The sequence below is a fragment of the Mycoplasmopsis iners ATCC 19705 genome, assembly GCF_000701805.1.
Classification (GTDB): Bacteria; Bacillota_I; Bacilli_A; order Mycoplasmatales; family Metamycoplasmataceae; genus Mycoplasmopsis; species Mycoplasmopsis iners.
Map to the genome: position 1 here is coordinate 1 of NZ_JNJW01000001.1, position 20,005 is coordinate 20,005.

Consider the following 20,005-nt stretch of genomic DNA (forward strand, 5'->3'; position numbering starts at 1 on the left):
GACTTAATTACTAACATTAAAGTTGCTGAACAAGCATTAGATGGTAATAAGAAATTTGCTGAAGTAAAAGAACAAATTATTGCTGATATTGATGCTTTAGAACATTTAAATGATGCTCAAAAAGCAGCTCTTAAAGAATCATTAAATGAGAAAAAATTAATCGCCGATCTTAAACAAGTTGGCCAAGATGCTAAACTTCTTGATAACGCTATGGCCCAAATTAAAGCTAAAGCTCAAGAAATAGCTAATGATTTAGCCCAAGAAGGCAATTATAAATATGTAGCAGCAACTGAAGAACCAAAAACAAATTATGATAATGTTAAAGCCAAAGTTGATGCATTAGTTGCTCCTAGTGGTGATAACTTGAACTTAAAAGAAGTTCAAGACTTACAAAAAGCCTTAATAGCAGCTGAAAAAGCGCTTGATGGAGACACTAACTACGAATACTTTAGAAAGAAAGCAATTGAAAAAATTCAAAACAATCCTAATTTAACAGCTGAAGAAAAAGCAACCTTAATTAACCAATTAAATAATGTTAAAACCCCTGACGACGATGAAAGAATTACTAAAGAAAAATTTTTAAATAACTTAGACAAAATCGTTGATAAAGCAAAATTAATTGAAACAATTAAGAATGATGACGATTTAACTCCAGAACAAAAAGCGGACTTGATTGATGACGTTGTTAAAACAGACTCAACACAAGCAAACCATGATGATGTGATTGATAAAATCAAAGCCAAAGAAGATGCTTATAAAGCATTAAATAATAATAATTCATTAACAGAAGATGATAAAGCTAAATTAAGTAAAAATATAGCTAATATTGAACCTAATAGTCCTAAATTTAATGAAGAATTAAACAATGAAAAAATCAAACAAGATGCTATCAAAGAAATTAGAAACGATGACAATTTACCTGAAACAGTTAAAGATAATTTAGCTAATGAAATTGTCAAATTAAACAATAAACAAGCTGAACCTATCTTAAACTATGAAATCGAGAAGATTAAAGACAAACAAAAATTAATCGATGAAATTCAAGCTTCAGACTTACCTAACGAACAAAAAGAAGCTTTAATTAATGAAATAAATTCATTCAAGGGAAAAGATGACAAAGCACCTGTAATTCTTGACAAAATTCGTGATCAATTTGATAAATTAAAAGAAATTCAAGAAGATCCAAACTTAAGCCAAGAAGACAAAGCTAAATTAGTTGAAGATGTTTTAGCTAACGATCCAAAAGGCGAAAAATACTATGAAACAGCTAAAAACATCGACAAAAAACAAAACGCAATTGATCAAATTAGACAAAATCCAAACTTGAAACCAGAACAAAAAGATTCAATTTCTCAAAACATTAGAGAATTAGATGAAACAAGTAATGATTTTGCTAACAAATTGGATAAAGAATTAGCTAAAGCTGATTTAATTGCTCAAATCCAAGCTAATACTAATTTAAGTGAAAATGAAAAAGCACAATTAGTTCAAAAAGTTAAAAACATTGATAATAATTCTCCTAACTTCTTTGACCAATTGACCAATGAAAAAGCTAAATTGGCAATAATTGATCAAATACATGAAGAGCACAAAGCAGGTATTTTATTAGATGAAAACAAAGAAGCTTTAATTGAAAAAGCTTTAAGTATAGATAATGATGAAAATACAGTTCAAACAATCGATAAACTTGAACAAGAATTAGCATTAATTAGAAAAATTAAGCGAGATGACCAATTAACTTCAGAAGTTAAAGAACAATTAATTAATTCAATAGTTAACATTGATGAAAAAGCTGATACATTTGCAAATGATTTACAAAAAGTTGCTCAAAAACATGTTGATGTTAAAGAATTAATTAAATCAAAGAACGATTTAGAAGACTTGACTAAAAACGTTGAAAAATGAAATAAATTAGATGATGACAGGAAAACAGCGATTAATGATGCTATTAGCGCATCAAACTCAATATTAAGCAATCTTGATAATAATGATTCAAACAAAATAGCTGATCAAACAGCAATCAATAAATCATTATTGGATTTTGAAGATAATCACAAATGAGATTGAATATTATTTGTTATAGCTTCTATTGCTACTGTATTATCATTAGGAATCTTGTTAGCTATTCCAGCAATTAAAAACAAATTATTAAAATAAATTTAATATAAAAGATCAACCGCTTAGGTTGATTTTTTGTTAATTTTTCGCCTATAAAGGCGAGCTAAAGTCCAAGGCGTCTTTTACTTGTTAACTGAAGACAAAAAGACAAAAATAAATTATGAATTTCTGACTGAGAACCCAAGAGACCATAATTAGATCATTTCTATAACATTCACTGCTTATTAAGTAGTGATTTTTGTATTGTTTTTTTATTTGAAATAAGTAAAAAAGAATCAACAATAATCAATCTTATTAGTGCCTCCTTTGTATTTTAAGCATCTTAAAATTGTTATAAATTCTGCCTTTTCTATCATTAATCTCAAAACCTAGAAAAATGATTTTTTTCAATCCTAAAATAAAAAAATTGAAAACTGCATTTAACATTATAGACATCATTTTGACTAAAACACCTATAAATAAGCTTTTTTTGGAAACGCAAAAAGGCGCGTTTTTTTTTTTTTTTTTTGGCAAAAAATATAATAAAGTTGCCAAGAAAAAAAAGGTGAATTGGCACCAAAACTTGGCCAAAAAATAACTTTATTTTATTGCTTTAAATTGATTAAAAGCAACAATTTTTTGGTTTTAATTAGTAATCAAAAACTTAAATAAATAAGGAGTTTACTTTTTATGAACAATACACAAAATTTCAACAATGTTAGTCCAAAAAGCAGATTAGCCGTTACTCTTTTAAGCTTCTTTTTAGGTGGTTTAGGAATTGATAGATTCTATGGTGGAAAAATTGGTTTGGGTGTATGTAAATTATTATTTGGTTGATTAACTCTTGGAATTTGACCACTTGTAGATTTCATACTTGCTGTATGTGGATATCAAAAAGATGGTAATGGTCTTTTAATTAAAGAATGATAAGAATAATAAACAAAATTTATTATTCAATAACAAACTCACATAACAATTAACTTAAATTGTTATAAATAGCATGATTCAGGTCATGTTATTTTTATTTAACTATTTTATGCCTATTTCGGTCCAAATTGCTTAAATCTAGACCAATCCTTTTTCTATTCTTTTTTAATGCATTTTTATTCTATATATATAATACTAATATGATTAAAATAAAAGATCTTGTATTTAAATATCCTAATGCAAAAAACAATGCTTTAAATGGCATAAATTTAGAAATACCACGTGGTAAATATGTTGCAATTTTAGGACATAACGGTTCTGGAAAAAGTACCTTTTCAAAGCTTTTAGTTGCTTTATATAAACCATTATCAGGCTCAATTGAAATTGATGGAATTGAAATAAATTCAGCTAATTTAAGACAAATTCGTAAAAAGATAGGCATTATTTTTCAAAACCCTGATAACCAATTTATTGGTGCAACAGTTGAAGATGATATTGCTTTTGGACTTGAAAATGCAATGGTGCCAAGAGCTGAAATGAAAGATACTATTGAATATTTAGCTCAAAGAGTTGGCATGACTAAATATTTATCTAGAGAGCCACAATTTTTATCCGGTGGTCAAAAACAAAGAGTTGCAATAGCTTCTGTTTTAGCTTTAGATCCTGAAATTATTATTTTTGATGAAGTTACTTCTATGCTTGATCCTAAAGGTAAATCAAGCGTTTTAGAAATAATAAGAGAAATTCAACAAAAGAGACAAAAAACTTTAATTTCTATCACACATGACATGGATGAAGCTATTTTAGCTGATTTATGTATTGTTTTTGCTAAAGGCAAAATTATTGCAAGTGGAAGTCCTGCTGAAATTTTAAAAAACAAAGAAATAATTGAAATAGCTAAAATTGATTCGCCATTTATTTATAAATTAAGTGAAAAAGTTAAAGGTGTCAAACCGACATACAGTGAAAGCGAGTTGTTAGACCAATTATGCAAATAGATGTTAAAAATATAGAGTATGTCTTTTTAAAAAAGACACCAATAGCTCATAAAGCATTGAAAAATGTTAGTGTATCAATTTCACAAGGTGAATACATAGGAATTATTGGACAAACAGGATCTGGAAAAACCACTTTTATTGAACACTTAAACGGCTTATTAATACCTTCATCTGGCGAAATTAAATGACAATTCATTGACCAAAGAAAAGTTAAAGTTAAAGAGCAATATTATGACAAAAAACACAATCTCAAAACTAAAAAAACCAAAGCCGTTGAAGAATATTTAGAAACTTTTATTTTAAGAAACACATGAAGAAAAAAAGTTAAAAAAGCTAAAGCAATTCGTAAGCACATAGGCATAATTTTTCAATTTGCCGAATACCAATTGTTTGAAGAAACAATCGAAAAAGACATAGCTTTTGGTCCTCGTTCATTTGGCATTTCTAAACAAGAAGCCAAAGAAAGAGCTAAAAAGTATCTAAATTTAGTTGGAATGGACGAATCATATTTAAAAAAATCGCCATTTGAACTATCAGGCGGGCAAAAAAGAAGAGTTGCTTTAGCAGGAATTTTAGCAATGGAACCCGATGTTTTGATTGCCGATGAACCAACGGCTGGATTAGATCCTGCTGGCGTTAAAGAAATCTTAAACATTTTTAATGAATTGCATAAAATGGGTAAAACAATAGTAATTGTTACTCATGATTTAGATAATGTTTTAGAAGTAACCGAGAGAACATTAATTTTCAAAGATGGTGAAATAATTAAAGATGGTCCAACTTACGAAGTACTTAAAGATACAGCGTTTTTAGAAGCTAATGAGATGCAACCGCCAAAATTGTTGGCTTTTGTATCTAAATTAGAAGCTAGAGGTATTGAAGTGCCAAAAGTAAGAACAATCGATGAATTAGCAGAGTTTTTAAACAAAAGAAAAAAGAGAGGTGCTAGATAATGGGAAATGTAGCAATTGGACGTTATTTAGCTATCAATAGTTTTATTCACCGATTAGACTCTAGATTAAAACTTATTGTTAATATAGCCCTTATCGTTTTGGTCTTTTTTACAGACTATTTTATAACATTAGGAATTATTTATCTTCCTTTAGCTTTAGCTTATGTAATAGCAACAAGAAGATTTATGGGCTTGATTAAATTAATCAAAATGCCCTTAATCATAGGCTTTTTCATTTATTTCATTAATATTTATTCAATGAAAATAAAAGAAAATAATCAGCTTATTGACATTCTTCAAAAACACCCTGAATATCTTTGATTGCAATTTGGCCAAAGCAACTATGGCTTAACCTGAATGCAACTAGCTAGAACTTTAAACTTAATTTTTAGAATTTATATAATGATTTTGAGTACTACGTTGTTTGTTATGACAACCAAACCAATTTTATTAACTAAAGCTATTGAAGATTTATTATTACCACTTAAATTGTTTTTTGTGCCTACGCATATTGTTGCGACAATAATTTCTATTGCCTTGCGTTTCATTCCGACATTATTAGAAGAAGCACAAAGAATAGTTAAGGCACAAGCAAGTAGAGGGATTGACTTTAAAAATGGTAAATTATTGGAAAAAGCCAAATCATTTACAACATTAATAATCCCACTATTCGTTACTTCTTTTGCGAAAGCAGAAGATTTAGCAAACGCAATGGAAACTAGAGGCTATGATCCATATGCCAAAAGAACAAGATATCGTCGTTTAATTTGACACTTTAGAGATTATGCTGTTTTATTATTCGTTATAGGCTTAATTACTTTTGTAATCCTAAGCCAAAGCACATTAATAGGTTTAGATTTCTTGCCACATTGATATAAATTAACCCAAGCTAATTTTTAATTATAAATTCCTTAAAAAAGCTTTTTTATAGTCTAAAAAGGTAAAACAAATCTAAAAAGTTTTTCATTAATAGTAAAACTTTTTATGTTAAAATAATTCTATTAAATTTAATAATATCATTCTTTATATAAAGGAAAAACATGAGAAAAATTACAAGAAGAAAAAACAAAGAACGTGCTGCTAAAAGAGTTCACAAATTACAATTAGAACAAGCTCGTGCTGAAAGAAGAGCAGCTAGATTAGCAGAACAAGCTTAATATTTAAATATCCTTCGGGATATTTTTTATTTTTACTTTAAATGAATATTGTTCAAATTACCTATGAAAAAGTTTATTTGGTTAAATATTAGATCGCTTATTTAATTAATAAATTTAGTTTGCTTTAAATACTTAGTATTCAAAATTTCTTTAATAATCATTTATAATTCAACATATGAAAAAATTTTTAAAATATGTTAGTGCTCCAGTGGTAGCTTCAACAGCGATTCTTTTGGCTGTTTCTTGTGGTAAAGAAGAAATGAGCGAGAAAAAGAGAAGTACTATTGATAATGTTGAAAAACAATTTTCAGCTATCAAAGAAATATTAAAACAATATAAAGAAACCGGAACCATGAATCCTTTAGTTTACCAACAAATAGTAGGACTTTTAGAAGTTAAAAAACCAGAAATAATTGATTTAATCAAGAAAACTGATGATGATAAAATAGAAAGCGCTATGCTTAAATACATGATAGAAACATGAGCAGAAGTGGGGACATCATTACAAGGTTTAGGATTAGATTCAAGCTTATTAGAATCTTTTGGTCTTGGCGGAATTTTGAACAAAATAATGTCAAATTCAAATTAACCAATCGTATTACTTAACAATCGTTAGTAATGCGATTTTTTGTTTATTGCATTATTGTTAAGCAAAGGTTTGAGAATAAAATTATTATCTATTTAACATTTCTCAACAAAAACAAATATGACTGTTTTATAGACATATTCATTTCAGTTTATTAAAAAAGCAATAATTACATCTAAGTAATCATTGCTAATTTTTAATCTAAATAATTCCCTTCATTATTTAGCCTATTTTTGTTGAGAAGTGACTAAATAATCTGCCAAAGTTTCTTCGAGTTTATCATCGCTTGTTGATCTAATTAACTTTATGGCTTTGGTTTTTTCTTTACTGAAAAAATCGCTGTTGAAGGCGCCAATGGAGCTCCGAGATATTTTAAAGTTTTTTCAATTTTTACATTATTTAATAATTTGAATATTAAACTAACAATTTAACAAGAACGTAAATATAAGTTTAAAAAACTTAGTTTTTTCAAGTTTTTAAATTAATTAGATAAATATCAATTGTTTAATAAATAATGAAAAATAATCACTTGTTTATTTCAATTAGTTGGTAATATTTATAAATTAAAATAAATATATAATTTAATTTATATATTAAATATAGGAGTTTAAGATGAAGCAATACAAAAACATAAAAGACGTAGAAACCAAATACAAATTTGACTTAGAAGATATTTTAAAAGGTAAAACTTTTGAAGAATGATTGAATATTTATCAGGCGAACTTAAATGAGTTATTAAAGCTTAAAGATACCAAATACCAAAACATTGAAGAGTATATAAAATACTTAAAATTAAGCGATCAAGTTGAACTTGTTTCGAATAAATTGAGTAATTATGTTTCTAACTATTTAAATCGTGAACTAAATAATCCAAAATATAAGAATTGAGAAAATACTCTTAATGAAATAACTGAGAAATTTAATCAAGAAAATGGTTCAGAAATTGTTAGATTTTTCAAAAATATTGACAAAATGAAAGGATGGGTTAAAGACACACGTTTAGCAAATTACAAATTGGGCATTGAAGAAATGATTGATTCATACAATCATAAATTAGCTGATAGTGTTGAAGAATATCTTAATCAAACAAGCATTGCTGAACCTGATTACGAAACTATTTTTACATTACTTACTGACAGTGAAACTGATTATGGTTATGTAAAAAACGCTAAAGGTAAAAGTTTTAAATTGAATCCTATTTCTAGAGTTAAGTTTTTACAATCAAATGACAAAGTGTTACGTAAAAATACTTATTTACAGTGAAATAAAGCACTAAATCATAATAAAGAATCATTAGCTAATTTACTTTTTCAAAAATTTAGAGAAACTGCAACTGAGGCCAAAATTAGAAAATATTCATCAGCAGTCAATATGCTAACTAACGGTGATAAAGTTTCTGATGATTTATTACAAAAATTATTTGCCAAAGTTTCATCATTAAAACCAACAATTAAAAAGTATCATCAAGCTTGAAAACAATTTTACAAACTTAGATTCAATGAAAATATGGACATGAAAACCGATTCAATGCGTAAATTAGTAGATGTTAAAACAAAATATAGCATTGAAGAAATGAATGAATTAGTGTTAGAAGCCTTAAAACCATTTGGAGACGAATATTATTCAACTGTTAAAAAAGCAATTAATGAAAACTGAATTGATTATATGACAATTGAAAATAAGACATCAGGTGCTTATTCAATTGGTTCAACATATGGCATTGATAAAAAATACATTTTAATGAATTATGATGGCGAATTAAGTTCCGTTGAAACTCTAGCCCATGAATTGGGTCATTCATTGCACTCTTATTTTGCTGATAAAAATAATGATTTAAGAAACAGTCAATACCCAATTTTCTTGGCTGAAATTGCTTCAATATTTAATGAGCAAATGTTATACAACCATTTACTTAAAATTAGCGACAATGATAAATTCAAATTTCAATTATTAGATTCAATGATTAATGGTTTCATCGGTACTGTTCATAGGCAAACTTTATGAGCAAATTATGAATATAATCTTTACCAAGGCATTGAAAACTTCAGTGTGAATAGTTCATATGAGTCTATTTCAAAGCTTTATTGGGAAAATTTAAAGAAATATTCAAGCAATGTTAAAAAGTATAAAGCTAATGAAATGATTGCTTGCGTGCAAGTGCCACATTTCTATTATGGTTTTTATGTTTATAAATATGCTATTGGTCAATTAGCAGCAAATTATTTCTTTGCTAAATATCAACAAGAAGGTGAAGAATATTTACAATACTATATTAATAACTTTTTAAGTAAAGGCGGATCAGATTGACCACTTAATATTTTAAAAAATGTCGGAGTTGATTTAACAAACGACGAGTTCTATGAAATAGGTTTTACTTATTTTGAAAAATTAGTTAACGAATATATCAAACTAGGTAAGAAAATCTTTAAGAATAAAAAATAAATTTAGCTAAAACAATTGTTTTATAGGTAAAAAAAGCAAAGGAGGTTTAATGATAAGAATGATTAAAATGTTGCCTAGAAAATTGAAATTAATGTTTCTTTTAGGCATTTTTCTAGTTTTAATAAGCGTGTTTTTAAATTTATTTTTTCCTAATTTAATTTCACAATTTATTAAATTGATTTTTTCAAGCAATGACAAAAATTCTTTAGTTACTATTGAATTTTTTGAAGGTAAAATCAAGTTTCCGCAAGCGCCACCAAATGTTGTGTTAAATTACTTAATTATTGCAGTAATTGGATTGATTTTAATTAATGTAGTTTTAACTTTTTTCTCAATGTTAGTGATTATTTATGCTTCAGAAAACAGTAGTAAATTTTTTAGAATTAAACTTTTTGAAAAAATTCAAACACTTTCATTACAAAACATTGCCGATTTAAAAAGTGAATCAATCATTACTCGTTTATCAAATGATGTTGCTATTTTCTGAGAATTTTTAGTTAATGGAGCAACAATTTTATTCAAAGGAATCTTTTTAGCAATTGGTAGTTCAGTTTTAGCTTTTTTAGTTGATCCTAAAATGGCTATCGGTGTTATTATAATTATTCCTATTTTATTTGTATTAATTGGTACAGTTGGTTATTTGACTAGTCCACTCTTAAAGAAATCACAAAAAACCATTGAAGCTTTAACCAAAGACATTGAAGAAAACGTAAATGGTATCAAAATTATTAAAACTTATAATTTAGAACAAAAACGCAAACAAAGTTTTATTAAACATAATGACGAATGATTTAAGGTTTCATTCAAAAGTGAATTAATTTTTGCTACAGTTCAACCCATTTTCTTTACAATTATTAACTTGTTAATTGTTGTGATGTACTCAATTGCTTCAAAAACAGCAATTGATAAAGTTGCAAATCAAGAAACATTAGTTAAATTAAACATTTTTATTGACTATCTTTACAACATCAGTTTTGGAATTATGATGATGGTTATGTTCTTAATGTCTATGTTTCGTGCTCGTGTTTCAGCCAATAGAATTAATGAAGTTTATGACACTGAAGTTGACAATTTAATGCGTAAAGAAGGATTATCAATAGGTGAAAATTACGATTTATCTATTAGCAATTTAAACTTTAAATACTATAAAACAGCGCAAAATGACACACTTAATAATATTAATCTTAATTTAAAATTCGGACAAAATTTAGGCATTATAGGCCCAACCGGTTCTGGAAAAAGCACATTGGTTAATTTGATTATGAACAATTATGTTTATAATGATGGCTCAATAAAAATAGGCGAAAATGAACTAATGGAAATTAAAACCAAAGATATTCATGATACAGTTGGCATTGTTTATCAAGAAGCTTTATTGTATTCAGGAACAATTAAATTTAATTTGTTATGAGCCAAACCAGATGCAACAGATCAAGAAATTGAAGAAGCTTTAAAAAATGCGTGCGCTTTTGAATTTGTTAATAAATTTGAAGATAAATTAAACCACCCTGTTGTTCAGGGCGGAAAAAACCTTTCAGGGGGCCAAAAGCAAAGACTATCAATTGCGCGTGCCCTTTTAAGAAAGCCAAAAATTCTTATTTTAGATGATTCAACTTCAGCATTAGATAACATTACAACCAAAGCAGTTATTGACAACATTAAAAATAATTATCAATGTTCAACTATTTTAATTTCACAAAAAATAGGTCCAATTAGAAGCAGTGATAACATTTTAGTAATGCAAAATGGTAATATTCTTGCTCAAGGAAAACATGAACAATTAATTGAATCATGTGATCTTTATCAATCAATTTATAAAAATCAATTAGATCAATAAGGAGGATGGATGAAAAAAGATGTTAAAAAAACCAAACCAATGTCTTCTTTAGCTATTCTCAAAAAGTTTTATCTTTTCTTAGACAAAAAAGATAAAAATTGGTTGATATTGGGAATAATTTTTGCTTTATTTAGTTCAATTTCAACAATAGTTGCCACTGTTATAACGGGTAAAATTGTTTCAGACACTTTTGAACCAGCAATTAAATCTTCTTATCAACAACTTTTCAATACTAGTTTATTTATTAAATATGCTGCCACAATGAGCGTTTTATTCATTTGCTATTCAATTTTTGGCTATTTACAAAGCAGAGTGTTTGTACATGTTGCTTATAAAGCGGCTAAAAAAATGCGTAAAGTAGCTATGACTAAGTTGCTTTACATGCCAACAGCATTCTATGATAAAGAAAAAACGGGTGATTTAATCTCTACATTGGTAACTGATATAAATAATATTTCAGGCGCTATTGTTAGATTGTTAAGTTCTTTATTTACTAACCTTTTTGCGATTTTATTCACCTTGGTAGCTATGTCATTTTACAGTTCGGTTATTACATTAATTATCTTAGTATTAACAATTCTTTTACTTTCTGTGACTTTTTGAATGACTAAAAAAGCGCGACCAGCTTTAATTGAAACACAAAATGCTTTTGGTGAGCTTAATGGTTACTTGGAAGAAATGTTAAATAATACCAAAATAACTCAATCATTTGATAGACAACCTGAGGCACAAATCAGTTTTAATAAAATTGCCCAAAAGATCTATAAAAATGCTTCAATTGGCGATTTTTATCAAAAAATATTTGACCCTTGATTCTTTTTATCAACAAGTTTAATTACTGTTGGAGCTATCGTTATTGCCTTTTTATTTAAAATCAATAACATTTCTACATATGGCTTTGGAGCTAGTGTGGCTGATTCAGGTTTCATTATTGCTTTAATCTCTTTAACTTATAACTTAACCGGTTCATTCCAAGTTTTATTAACAATGTTTTTAAATTTACAATTAGGATTTGCTTCTTCTTCAAGAGTCTTTAGACTAATTGATTTAGAACCGCCAAAGGAACCAACCGATACAGTCAAGTTAGAAAACCCACAAGGTTGAATCCATTTTGATAAAGTTTGATTTAAATACAATCCTAATTCTGATTCATATCAGTTAAAAGACGCTTCATTTTATGCTAAACCAGGTCAAACAGTGGCTATAGTTGGACCAACAGGAGCAGGAAAAACAACAATAATTAATTTATTAAGCAAATTTTACTATTATCAAGATGGTTCAATTACTTTAGACGGAATTGAATTGAACAAGATTGATAAACATGATTTACGCGATGTAATGGCTGTTGTTTTACAAGATTCATTCATGTTTAATGATACTATTTTAAACAATTTAAAAATTGCCAAACCTGATGCCACTTTTGAAGAAATTCAAGCAGTAACTAAATTAGTTTCTGCGGATGAATTTATTCTTAAGATGAAAAATGGCTATGAAACAATGATTGAAAACAATGGGCTTAGTTTATCACAAGGCGAAAGACAATTATTGGCTATCGCAAGAGCAATTTTAGGAAATAAGAAAATTTTAATTTTAGATGAAGCAACAAGTAATGTCGATTCTAATACCGAAAAAATTATTCAAAATGCCTTACAAAATAGTGTTATGAAAAACAAAACTTCAATTGTTATTGCACACAGATTAAGCACAATTAAAAATGCCAATTTAATTTTAGTTGTTGAAAGTGGACAAATAATTGAAAAAGGTTCGCATGAAGAATTAATGGCTTTAAAAGGCTATTACTGAAATCTTTATCAAACACAGTTTAAATAGAACGCAGGTTCTATTTTTTTATTAAAACACCTATTTCATAGGACTAAAATACAAATGCTAAAAATCAAAAAATATATTTTTTTTACTTATTAAATTAAGTTCTTATAATATAATTATTTAGCAAATGGAGATGTAGTTCAATGGTAGAACTTCAGCCTTCCAAGCTGACTATGCGGGTTCGATTCCCGTCATCTCCTCCATTTGTTTAATCACCTTATTAGGGCTACACTTGTGTAGCCTTTTTTATTTTTAATATTAAAATTGTGTAAAATGATATTGAGGCGAATTTATTTGCCTTTAAAAATTAAAATTGTTAAAATTACGTAAAATACCGCATACAAAAAAGCTAGTTATTTAATTAACTAGCTTTTATTTTGCGTCTTTTAACCAAAAAGTAAATTAATCAAGCAAGCCCACCCGAAATAAGCGTCGAACCAACAACTATTGGTATTCAAATTTTCTTTGAATTTGTGTTGGTAATTTGTTTAGTATTATTGCCACTTTCGTCTATTGTTTCATCATTTTGTTTATAAACTTCAATATGGCCGGCGTTAGCCATTTGAATATTAGTATCGCCGTTGTATGAATAGCCTTCAGGGATATAGTTTGCTATATCTATAGTTGAGCTATTTAAAGCCACTTTTACTTCAACCGTTTTGATTTGTTGATTTTTTGAATCAACAAATACCAAAATAACCTTTTGATTTTTGCTTTGGATTGAAACTTCCAAAACATCATTAACAGCATAAATTGTTTGATTGTTAATAAATTCATAATTTTCAGGTAAATAATCAGCTAAATCAATAGTTTTTTGAATTCTTGGCACAGCTATTTCAGTTGTTTTGATAATTTCATTAGTGTCAACATCTTTTAAAGTTAAATTAACAGTTCTTTGAGCTTTAACAACTTTAATTTCAATGTTTTGATTTAATTCGTTAGTTAAATTAATTACTGTATTTTGGTTTTCTGCCAATAAATAATCAGATGTAATTAAATGAGCTGCTAAATATGTAGCTTGTTTTCTTGGCAATGAAATTGTTTGTTCATTGACAATTTGGTTTGTTTCATCAACTAATTTCACATTAATGGTTTTGCTACTTTTAATTACTTCAATGTTAAAGCTTTGTTTCTTATCATTTGTTAAAGTAAGGTTCGAATTTACATTATCATTAAGCATATAACCACCAGGAATTAAATTGTTAATGTTATAAGAATTTATATCAAAATCGACTTGTTCATTATTAGTTTGTACAACTGTTAAATTATTATCGGCATCTTTAAAAATTATTTCCAAGTTTTTTTGATCTTTTTCAATATTAATAATAATACTTTCACTATCTAAATTCAAAATATTAGAAGCGCTACCTATCAAATGATAATTGTTTGGAATGTATTGAGTTATATCTAATTCGGCTGTTTCATAGGCTAATTCGACACTTTGTTCTTTAATTAGATTGTTATTATTAACGAAATTTAAAAGAATAATTTTGCTTGTCGGAACGATTTTTACTGTTAATTGAGCACTATATGGATAAATCTTGGTTGAATCATTCAACAATTTATAACCATTAGGAACATAGTTTGCAACATTGATTTCATTATCATTAGCTGATAAATTAAGTTTGTATGAAAGAATTATTTGGTTTTCAAAGACATAATTTATCATTGCGCTTTTTTCATTTAATTTCACTATTGCATCATAACTATCAACATTTGCCACATTTACATTATCAAGATTTACTAAATGATAACTTTCGGGACATCATTCTAAAATGCTTAATTCTTCTTGATAATAGTCGATTTCAACTCTTGTTGACTTAATAACTCTATTATCTTCAGTTTGATAATTAATTGTTAATGTTCTTTTTTGAGGAACAACTGAAACGTTATATTCTTCTTGTTCATCAACTAAGATATCACTGGTTAATCCGTTGTTTGCTTTAATGTAATTTTCAGGAATTAAATTTTGATAATCAGTTAATTTGACAACTTTTTGTTCTTCGACAATATTTAAAGATTTTGTGGCAATTAAATTACCATAATGAATAAATCTCAAGTTAATTGTGCGAATTGAATTTTCAACAACAACATCAATGCTGTCTGCGATTTTTACATAAGAATTTTCATTTACTAATTTGTAATATTGCGGAACATATTGTGCAACATTAATTGTTTTTTGAGTTTTTGGAAGACTTAAATTAACCACATTAATTGTTTCGTTTTGAGCTGTTTTATAGGTAATTATGATATCTATCATTACAACTTTAACTCTAATATTAATAGTTGAATAATCAAGATTGATTATTGAATTATCAATCGTGTAATTTTCAGGTAAATATTGTGAAATATCTAATTGACTTTGTTTATAAGGCAATGTTAAACTAATTTCTTTTAAGCTTTCCGAATTAGCATCATCAAGAAAAATTAATTTAATATCTTTATTGATAGGCACAATATTAACAATTGTGTTTTCTTCAATGTTAATCATTTCATTTGCTTCAACCAATTCATAACCACTTGGGATTAAATCTCTAACATTGATTTGAGTTTGATCAAAAGGCACAATAATTTCGTGGCTATCAATTTTGTCATGCCCAAACATAAAATTAATAGTTGCATTTTTGGTGTTTTTAGCTAAATTAACCACAATTCTTTTTTGTACATTTTGGATCGCATCATCAGCATTTTGCAAATGATAATTTTCAGGAATATATTGTTTAATATCAATAGTCTCTTGATCATAAGGCAATTCAAGAACACGACTAGTTTGTTCAATATCAGTACCAGGATAATCAAACACTAATTCAACGCGTTGAATCAAGTTTCTAACTTTTATAGTGTAATTTAAGTCATTATTTAAGCTTAATTCAGCACTCTGATCCGCCGTTTTAATATAGCCTTGTGGCACATAGCTTTCAATATTTAATGTGCTTTGTGTAACTGGAATTTCAACTTCTTGATTGCTAATTTCATTATCATTTTCATAAAAACTTAAAGTAATTGTTCTTGTATTAATTGCAATTTCAATTTTAATTACTTCAGCGATTTCTCTAATGGTGCTTAAATTGTTAATTAAATGATAATTTTCAGGTAGAGCTGAACTTATATCAACATTTTTTGTGAAGTATTTAACCGCTTTTCTTGATTTGTTAATTACTTGTTGATTTTGATCAACAAAGTGTAATTGCACAATTCTAAATTCAGGAACTAAACTTATTGTGTATTCACTACGCTGAGTAATATAAATACTTTCGCTTTGATTCTCGTTCAAAATATAACCACTAGGAATTAAATGATTAAATTCATAATAATTGTCTGAGTTATTAACATCAACAGATTTTTCTAATAATGTCGCATTGTCTTCGGCATTAATAAAAATCAATTTAATAATTCTATGAATTGGAATTAATAAAATTGAACAATCGCCATCGACAAAAATAATATTATTGTTTTCACTTCCCATTAATTGATATTGGCTTTTATCAAAATGTTTTGTTAAATCAACATATTCTCCTGTGTTGCTAATTTCTAATTGAATTGTTTTAATTTCTGTTTTATCAATTTGATTCACAAAAGTCATTGAAATGGTTTTCTTGCTGTTTTCAAAGTCGTTTTTAGCTTTTTGAATTTTAGTAATTAATTCACTTTGATCTATAAAATAGGTATTTAAGGTATTAAATGTGCGATTAGCGACCGTAGAATCATATTCGCTTTTCAATGAGTTATATTCATCTCTAAAAGCATCATAGTGACTCTTTTGAATTTCATTGCTAAATGAATTTAAAATTTCATTATTAGCCTTTATTTTAGGCAACAAAGGAATCATTTGTTTGTATTCTTCGACAATTAAGCTTAATTCAACAATTTTTGCCTTTAAAGTTTTTAATTCTTCATTTGTAGTTTGTTGATTAATGTTTGCTATTTTGTTATATGTTTCGGTTAAATCATTAATTTCAACGAATAGACTTTCTGGATTATTTTGTTTAATGGTTTGTGCATCAACAATAGGCATTTTATTGTTTGCTATTCATTGCTTCAATTCATTTTGTTCAATTTTATAATCTATTTCATTAGCTAATTCAATATTTTTTGACTGTAAAATAGCCAAATTTGGAAAATCTTTTGCTATTTCATTTGAAACAAGTGAAAGAACACTATCACTTTCATCAAATGATATTGAATTTGACAAGGCCTTGTTTATTAAATCATTTGCTTTTTGAATTTCTGTTAAATTATCTTCATTTTCAAAATAAGTTTTAATTTTGTTTAAACCAATAATTTCAGATTTTAAAAGAGAAACATCTTCGGATGTATGCGTGTTGTGATTATTGAAATAATTTTTAATTATGTTGGTTCATTTTCCATATGAAGAATTTAACTGAGAAATTTTTGGTTCAAGCTCATTTTTTAAATTTAAAACTTGGTCTTGTAAATGTTTTAAATTTAGTTCAGAAGTGTCTTTTAAATTTAACAATTCCTGATATTCATCAATTATTGAGTTTAATAATGAAGTATCAACAAGCAATTTGTCAATCGTTTGATTGGTTTCGTTTAATGAATTATTTGTAAAAATTTGTTCAATTTCTTTTATTTTTTCATTCAAAGTTACTTCTGCGCTTGGCGAATAATGTTTATTGTCAATTAAATTTTGTACTTCAACAATCAATTCTTTCAATTTAAAATAGTTTCTTAATTTTCCATTGCTTTTTAAGATTGACTCAATTTCAAATAATTTATTAGCTAAATTTAAGATATCAAAGCTATCAAAATTACTTGAATTAATTAATTCAATGCTACTTATTTTTTCTTTTAAATAATTTTTAATGTATGAATATTCTTCTTTTTGGCTTTCAGCGTTTAAAATACTTTGGTTATTGTTGATTAAAGTGATAAATTGTCTAAGTCTATTTTGATAATTTGTTTCATTGATTCGATCTTTGTTATTGCCAAAATCATCTATCAATAAGCTAATTTGGTCAAGATAATAATTTAATAAACTTTCATTATCAACTAAGAAATTAAAATCAGTGAAGGCATTGGTTGAAATCAATTCATTAGTCTTTGATTTTAAGTTATTAATTTTGGTTATTAATGTTTCAAATTTAACAACTTCATTTTCTGTTTCAATCAATTTGCTAATCGCTGTTTGTATTCTGCTAGTTTCACTTGCTAAGTTATCAATGTTTAACTCGCTTAATGTTTGTTCAACATCTATTGTATTGTTTGAATAAATTTGACTCAAATAATTTTTAAATGACAATAAATAATCTTCATTATTGCTGATTATTCTTTTTAAATTATCTAAATTTAAAGTTTTATATTGATTTAGAGATTGAAAAATTGAAACAAGATCATTTTTATGCTTATTAAAATTCTCAACAATGTTTACTAACATCGTATTATTTCAATTATTTTTAGCTGTTTCATTTAAGATTTTTACAGCTTGACTAATTCCATAGTTTTCCATTTCATCCAATAAAATAGGCAATTTAGTAGCAAAAGAATTATCTTGATAAATATCTTTGCCACTTTCTTCTAATCTGAACTGATTGAATTGGTTCTTGATTGAATTAATTATGCTTATTAAATTATTTTTAATAAAATTAATCCTTTCAATCATTATTGCGCAACCATTTCTCAAGTTTTCAGTAGGAATCGTATTTCAATATAAATCTAATGCTTTTTTAAAGTCATTCAATTCTTTATGAATTATTGTTGCAATTTCTGGATAATGAATATTTTTGGTTAAAGTTTCATTAATATCATTTTTTGCATTAAAGATTTTTTGTCTTCATTCATTATATTGATTAACTGTGTAAACTTTTTCTTGAACATTAAATTTATCAGCTTCATAATAAATGCTTGCTTCAGTATAACGGTAAAATTTCACAGTTACTTTATCATTTATATCAAGCATTAAATTATTTGGTAACACAATTTTATTTTTGCCTCTTAATGAAATATTGCTTTCTTGATAAATTTGATTTAATCTGCCTTGTTCATTGGCTCTTTCGATTTTTACATCCATGTAAAAATCATCCAAATTTTGATTGTATCAAGTTAATTCATAATCTCCGCTTTTTGGTGCAATTGGGCGAACATCAATAATTGGTTTATATTGTCCTCAAGCCAATTGTTTATCAGTTCATGTGTAATTTCTTTTTAAGATTTCTTCAATGAATGATTGACCAGGATAATCCATTGGAATAATACCTAAACTTCTAAGTTCTGGATGCTCTTTCAAATACCTATATGCCTTTGGCATAGTTGATAACGCATTATCTCATGGCTTGTTTCCGTTTGCTCAACTTAAAAAGTTAATTGAAAAGAAAGCACCATTTTCTAATTCTTGTTCAGAAAATTCAAATTGTGATTTTCAGTATGCTAATTTTAAATCAGCATTCTCAACATTATAGTTATCTTGAACAACAAACATAGTGTCTGTTCATGCATTAAATAAAGGCCCATATTTTCTGCTTGGATTGAATAAATGATGAAAATTATTAAAAACTAAAACTTTTCCTCTGGCTTCGCCCAAGGTTGGAACATAAGAATCAGGTTTGTCTAAATAATCAAACATTATGCTTCTATAAGAATCCATAACCGCCATTACTTTATTAATTCAATTTCTTCTATCATTAGCACTATATTTTGAAGGATCAACGTTTTCTTCTTTGATTCTAATAATTATTGTTTCCCTTGGGTGTGCTGCTAAAAATTCTTTGAATTTTTGCATAACATTATTGAAATGAATATTGGCATAAACCGCACCATGAGCTAAAGCTAAATTGCCATCAAAACCCATTAATCTTAAATCAAAAAATCTAATTCCAGCTTTTAATTGTTCTGAAAAATCTCAAACTTGTGTTTGCGCTCATGCAAAACCAAAAAAACCAGCTGCTCCTTTGTAATCGTACATAGCTGAATCGTGAGTTCCGGGAATTGAAAGTTGTGTTAATTTTTTGTTATCTGAAATATCGCTCATTCAATTTGAAAAATCAGCATAAGCAGTTTTTCGATAACCTTCATAAATGTTTTCTTGACCTCTATATTTCAAATAGTTTTTTGGCACAGCTAACGATGTTGTTAAAATAGGCACTAAGGCAGCACTTAAAGAAACCCCTAAAAGGCTAAGTTTTTTTCAGTTTCGTTTCATCTTTATCTCCAAAACTTATATTT

The 20,005-nt window shown here is 27.0% G+C and carries 10 protein-coding genes and 1 tRNA gene; 10 read left to right on the plus strand and 1 reads right to left on the minus strand.

Features of this window, described 5'->3' with window-relative positions; all coding sequences use genetic code 4:
- The 10 genes from T395_RS03325 to T395_RS0100060 form a co-directional block, all read left to right on the plus strand.
- The coding region (locus T395_RS03325) for a GA module-containing protein (RefSeq protein WP_036458293.1) at nt 1-2,157 on the plus strand (2,157 nt) is incomplete at its 5' end.
- Nucleotides 2,158-2,787: 630 nt separating this feature from the next.
- Nucleotides 2,788-3,027, plus strand: coding sequence for a TM2 domain-containing protein (locus tag T395_RS0100015; protein ID WP_029512470.1), 240 nt, complete (start codon nt 2,788-2,790; stop codon nt 3,025-3,027).
- A 197-nt stretch (nt 3,028-3,224) separates the two neighbouring features.
- On the plus strand, nt 3,225-4,022 hold the full coding sequence (locus T395_RS0100020) for an energy-coupling factor transporter ATPase (RefSeq protein ID WP_029512471.1): 798 nt from the start codon (nt 3,225-3,227) through the stop codon (nt 4,020-4,022).
- Nucleotides 4,013-4,975 (plus strand): energy-coupling factor transporter ATPase, encoded by a 963-nt coding sequence (locus T395_RS0100025; RefSeq protein ID WP_029512472.1) that lies wholly within the window; start codon nt 4,013-4,015, stop codon nt 4,973-4,975. The genes T395_RS0100020 and T395_RS0100025 overlap by 10 nt, the downstream gene beginning before the upstream one ends.
- Nucleotides 4,975-5,874, plus strand: coding sequence for an energy-coupling factor transporter transmembrane component T family protein (locus T395_RS0100030; RefSeq protein WP_029512473.1), 900 nt, complete (start codon nt 4,975-4,977; stop codon nt 5,872-5,874). Before T395_RS0100025 ends, T395_RS0100030 begins: the two co-directional genes overlap by 1 nt.
- 432 nt (nt 5,875-6,306) lie before the next feature.
- Entirely contained in the window at nt 6,307-6,720 is a 414-nt protein-coding gene (locus T395_RS0100040) for a hypothetical protein (protein WP_029512475.1), read from the plus strand.
- Between the two features lie 609 nt (nt 6,721-7,329).
- Entirely contained in the window at nt 7,330-9,159 is a 1,830-nt protein-coding gene (gene pepF / locus T395_RS0100045; RefSeq protein WP_029512476.1) for an oligoendopeptidase F, read from the plus strand.
- Nucleotides 9,160-9,208: 49 nt separating this feature from the next.
- The gene (locus T395_RS0100050) at nt 9,209-10,996 is read left to right on the plus strand and encodes an ABC transporter ATP-binding protein (RefSeq protein WP_029512477.1); all 1,788 of its coding nucleotides are present in this window, start codon (nt 9,209-9,211) and stop codon (nt 10,994-10,996) included.
- A gap of 9 nt (nt 10,997-11,005) precedes the next feature.
- Nucleotides 11,006-12,826, plus strand: coding sequence for an ABC transporter ATP-binding protein (locus T395_RS0100055; RefSeq protein WP_029512478.1), 1,821 nt, complete (start codon nt 11,006-11,008; stop codon nt 12,824-12,826).
- A 126-nt stretch (nt 12,827-12,952) separates the two neighbouring features.
- Nucleotides 12,953-13,026: transfer RNA gene (locus tag T395_RS0100060), tRNA-Gly, on the plus strand.
- Nucleotides 13,027-13,184: 158 nt separating this feature from the next.
- Here the strand turns inward: T395_RS0100060 and T395_RS0100065 are convergent.
- Nucleotides 13,185-19,982: a hypothetical protein gene (locus T395_RS0100065; RefSeq protein ID WP_029512479.1), complete on the minus strand. Its 6,798-nt coding sequence runs from the start codon at nt 19,980-19,982 to the stop codon at nt 13,185-13,187.
- Nucleotides 19,983-20,005: the final 23 nt, after the last annotated feature.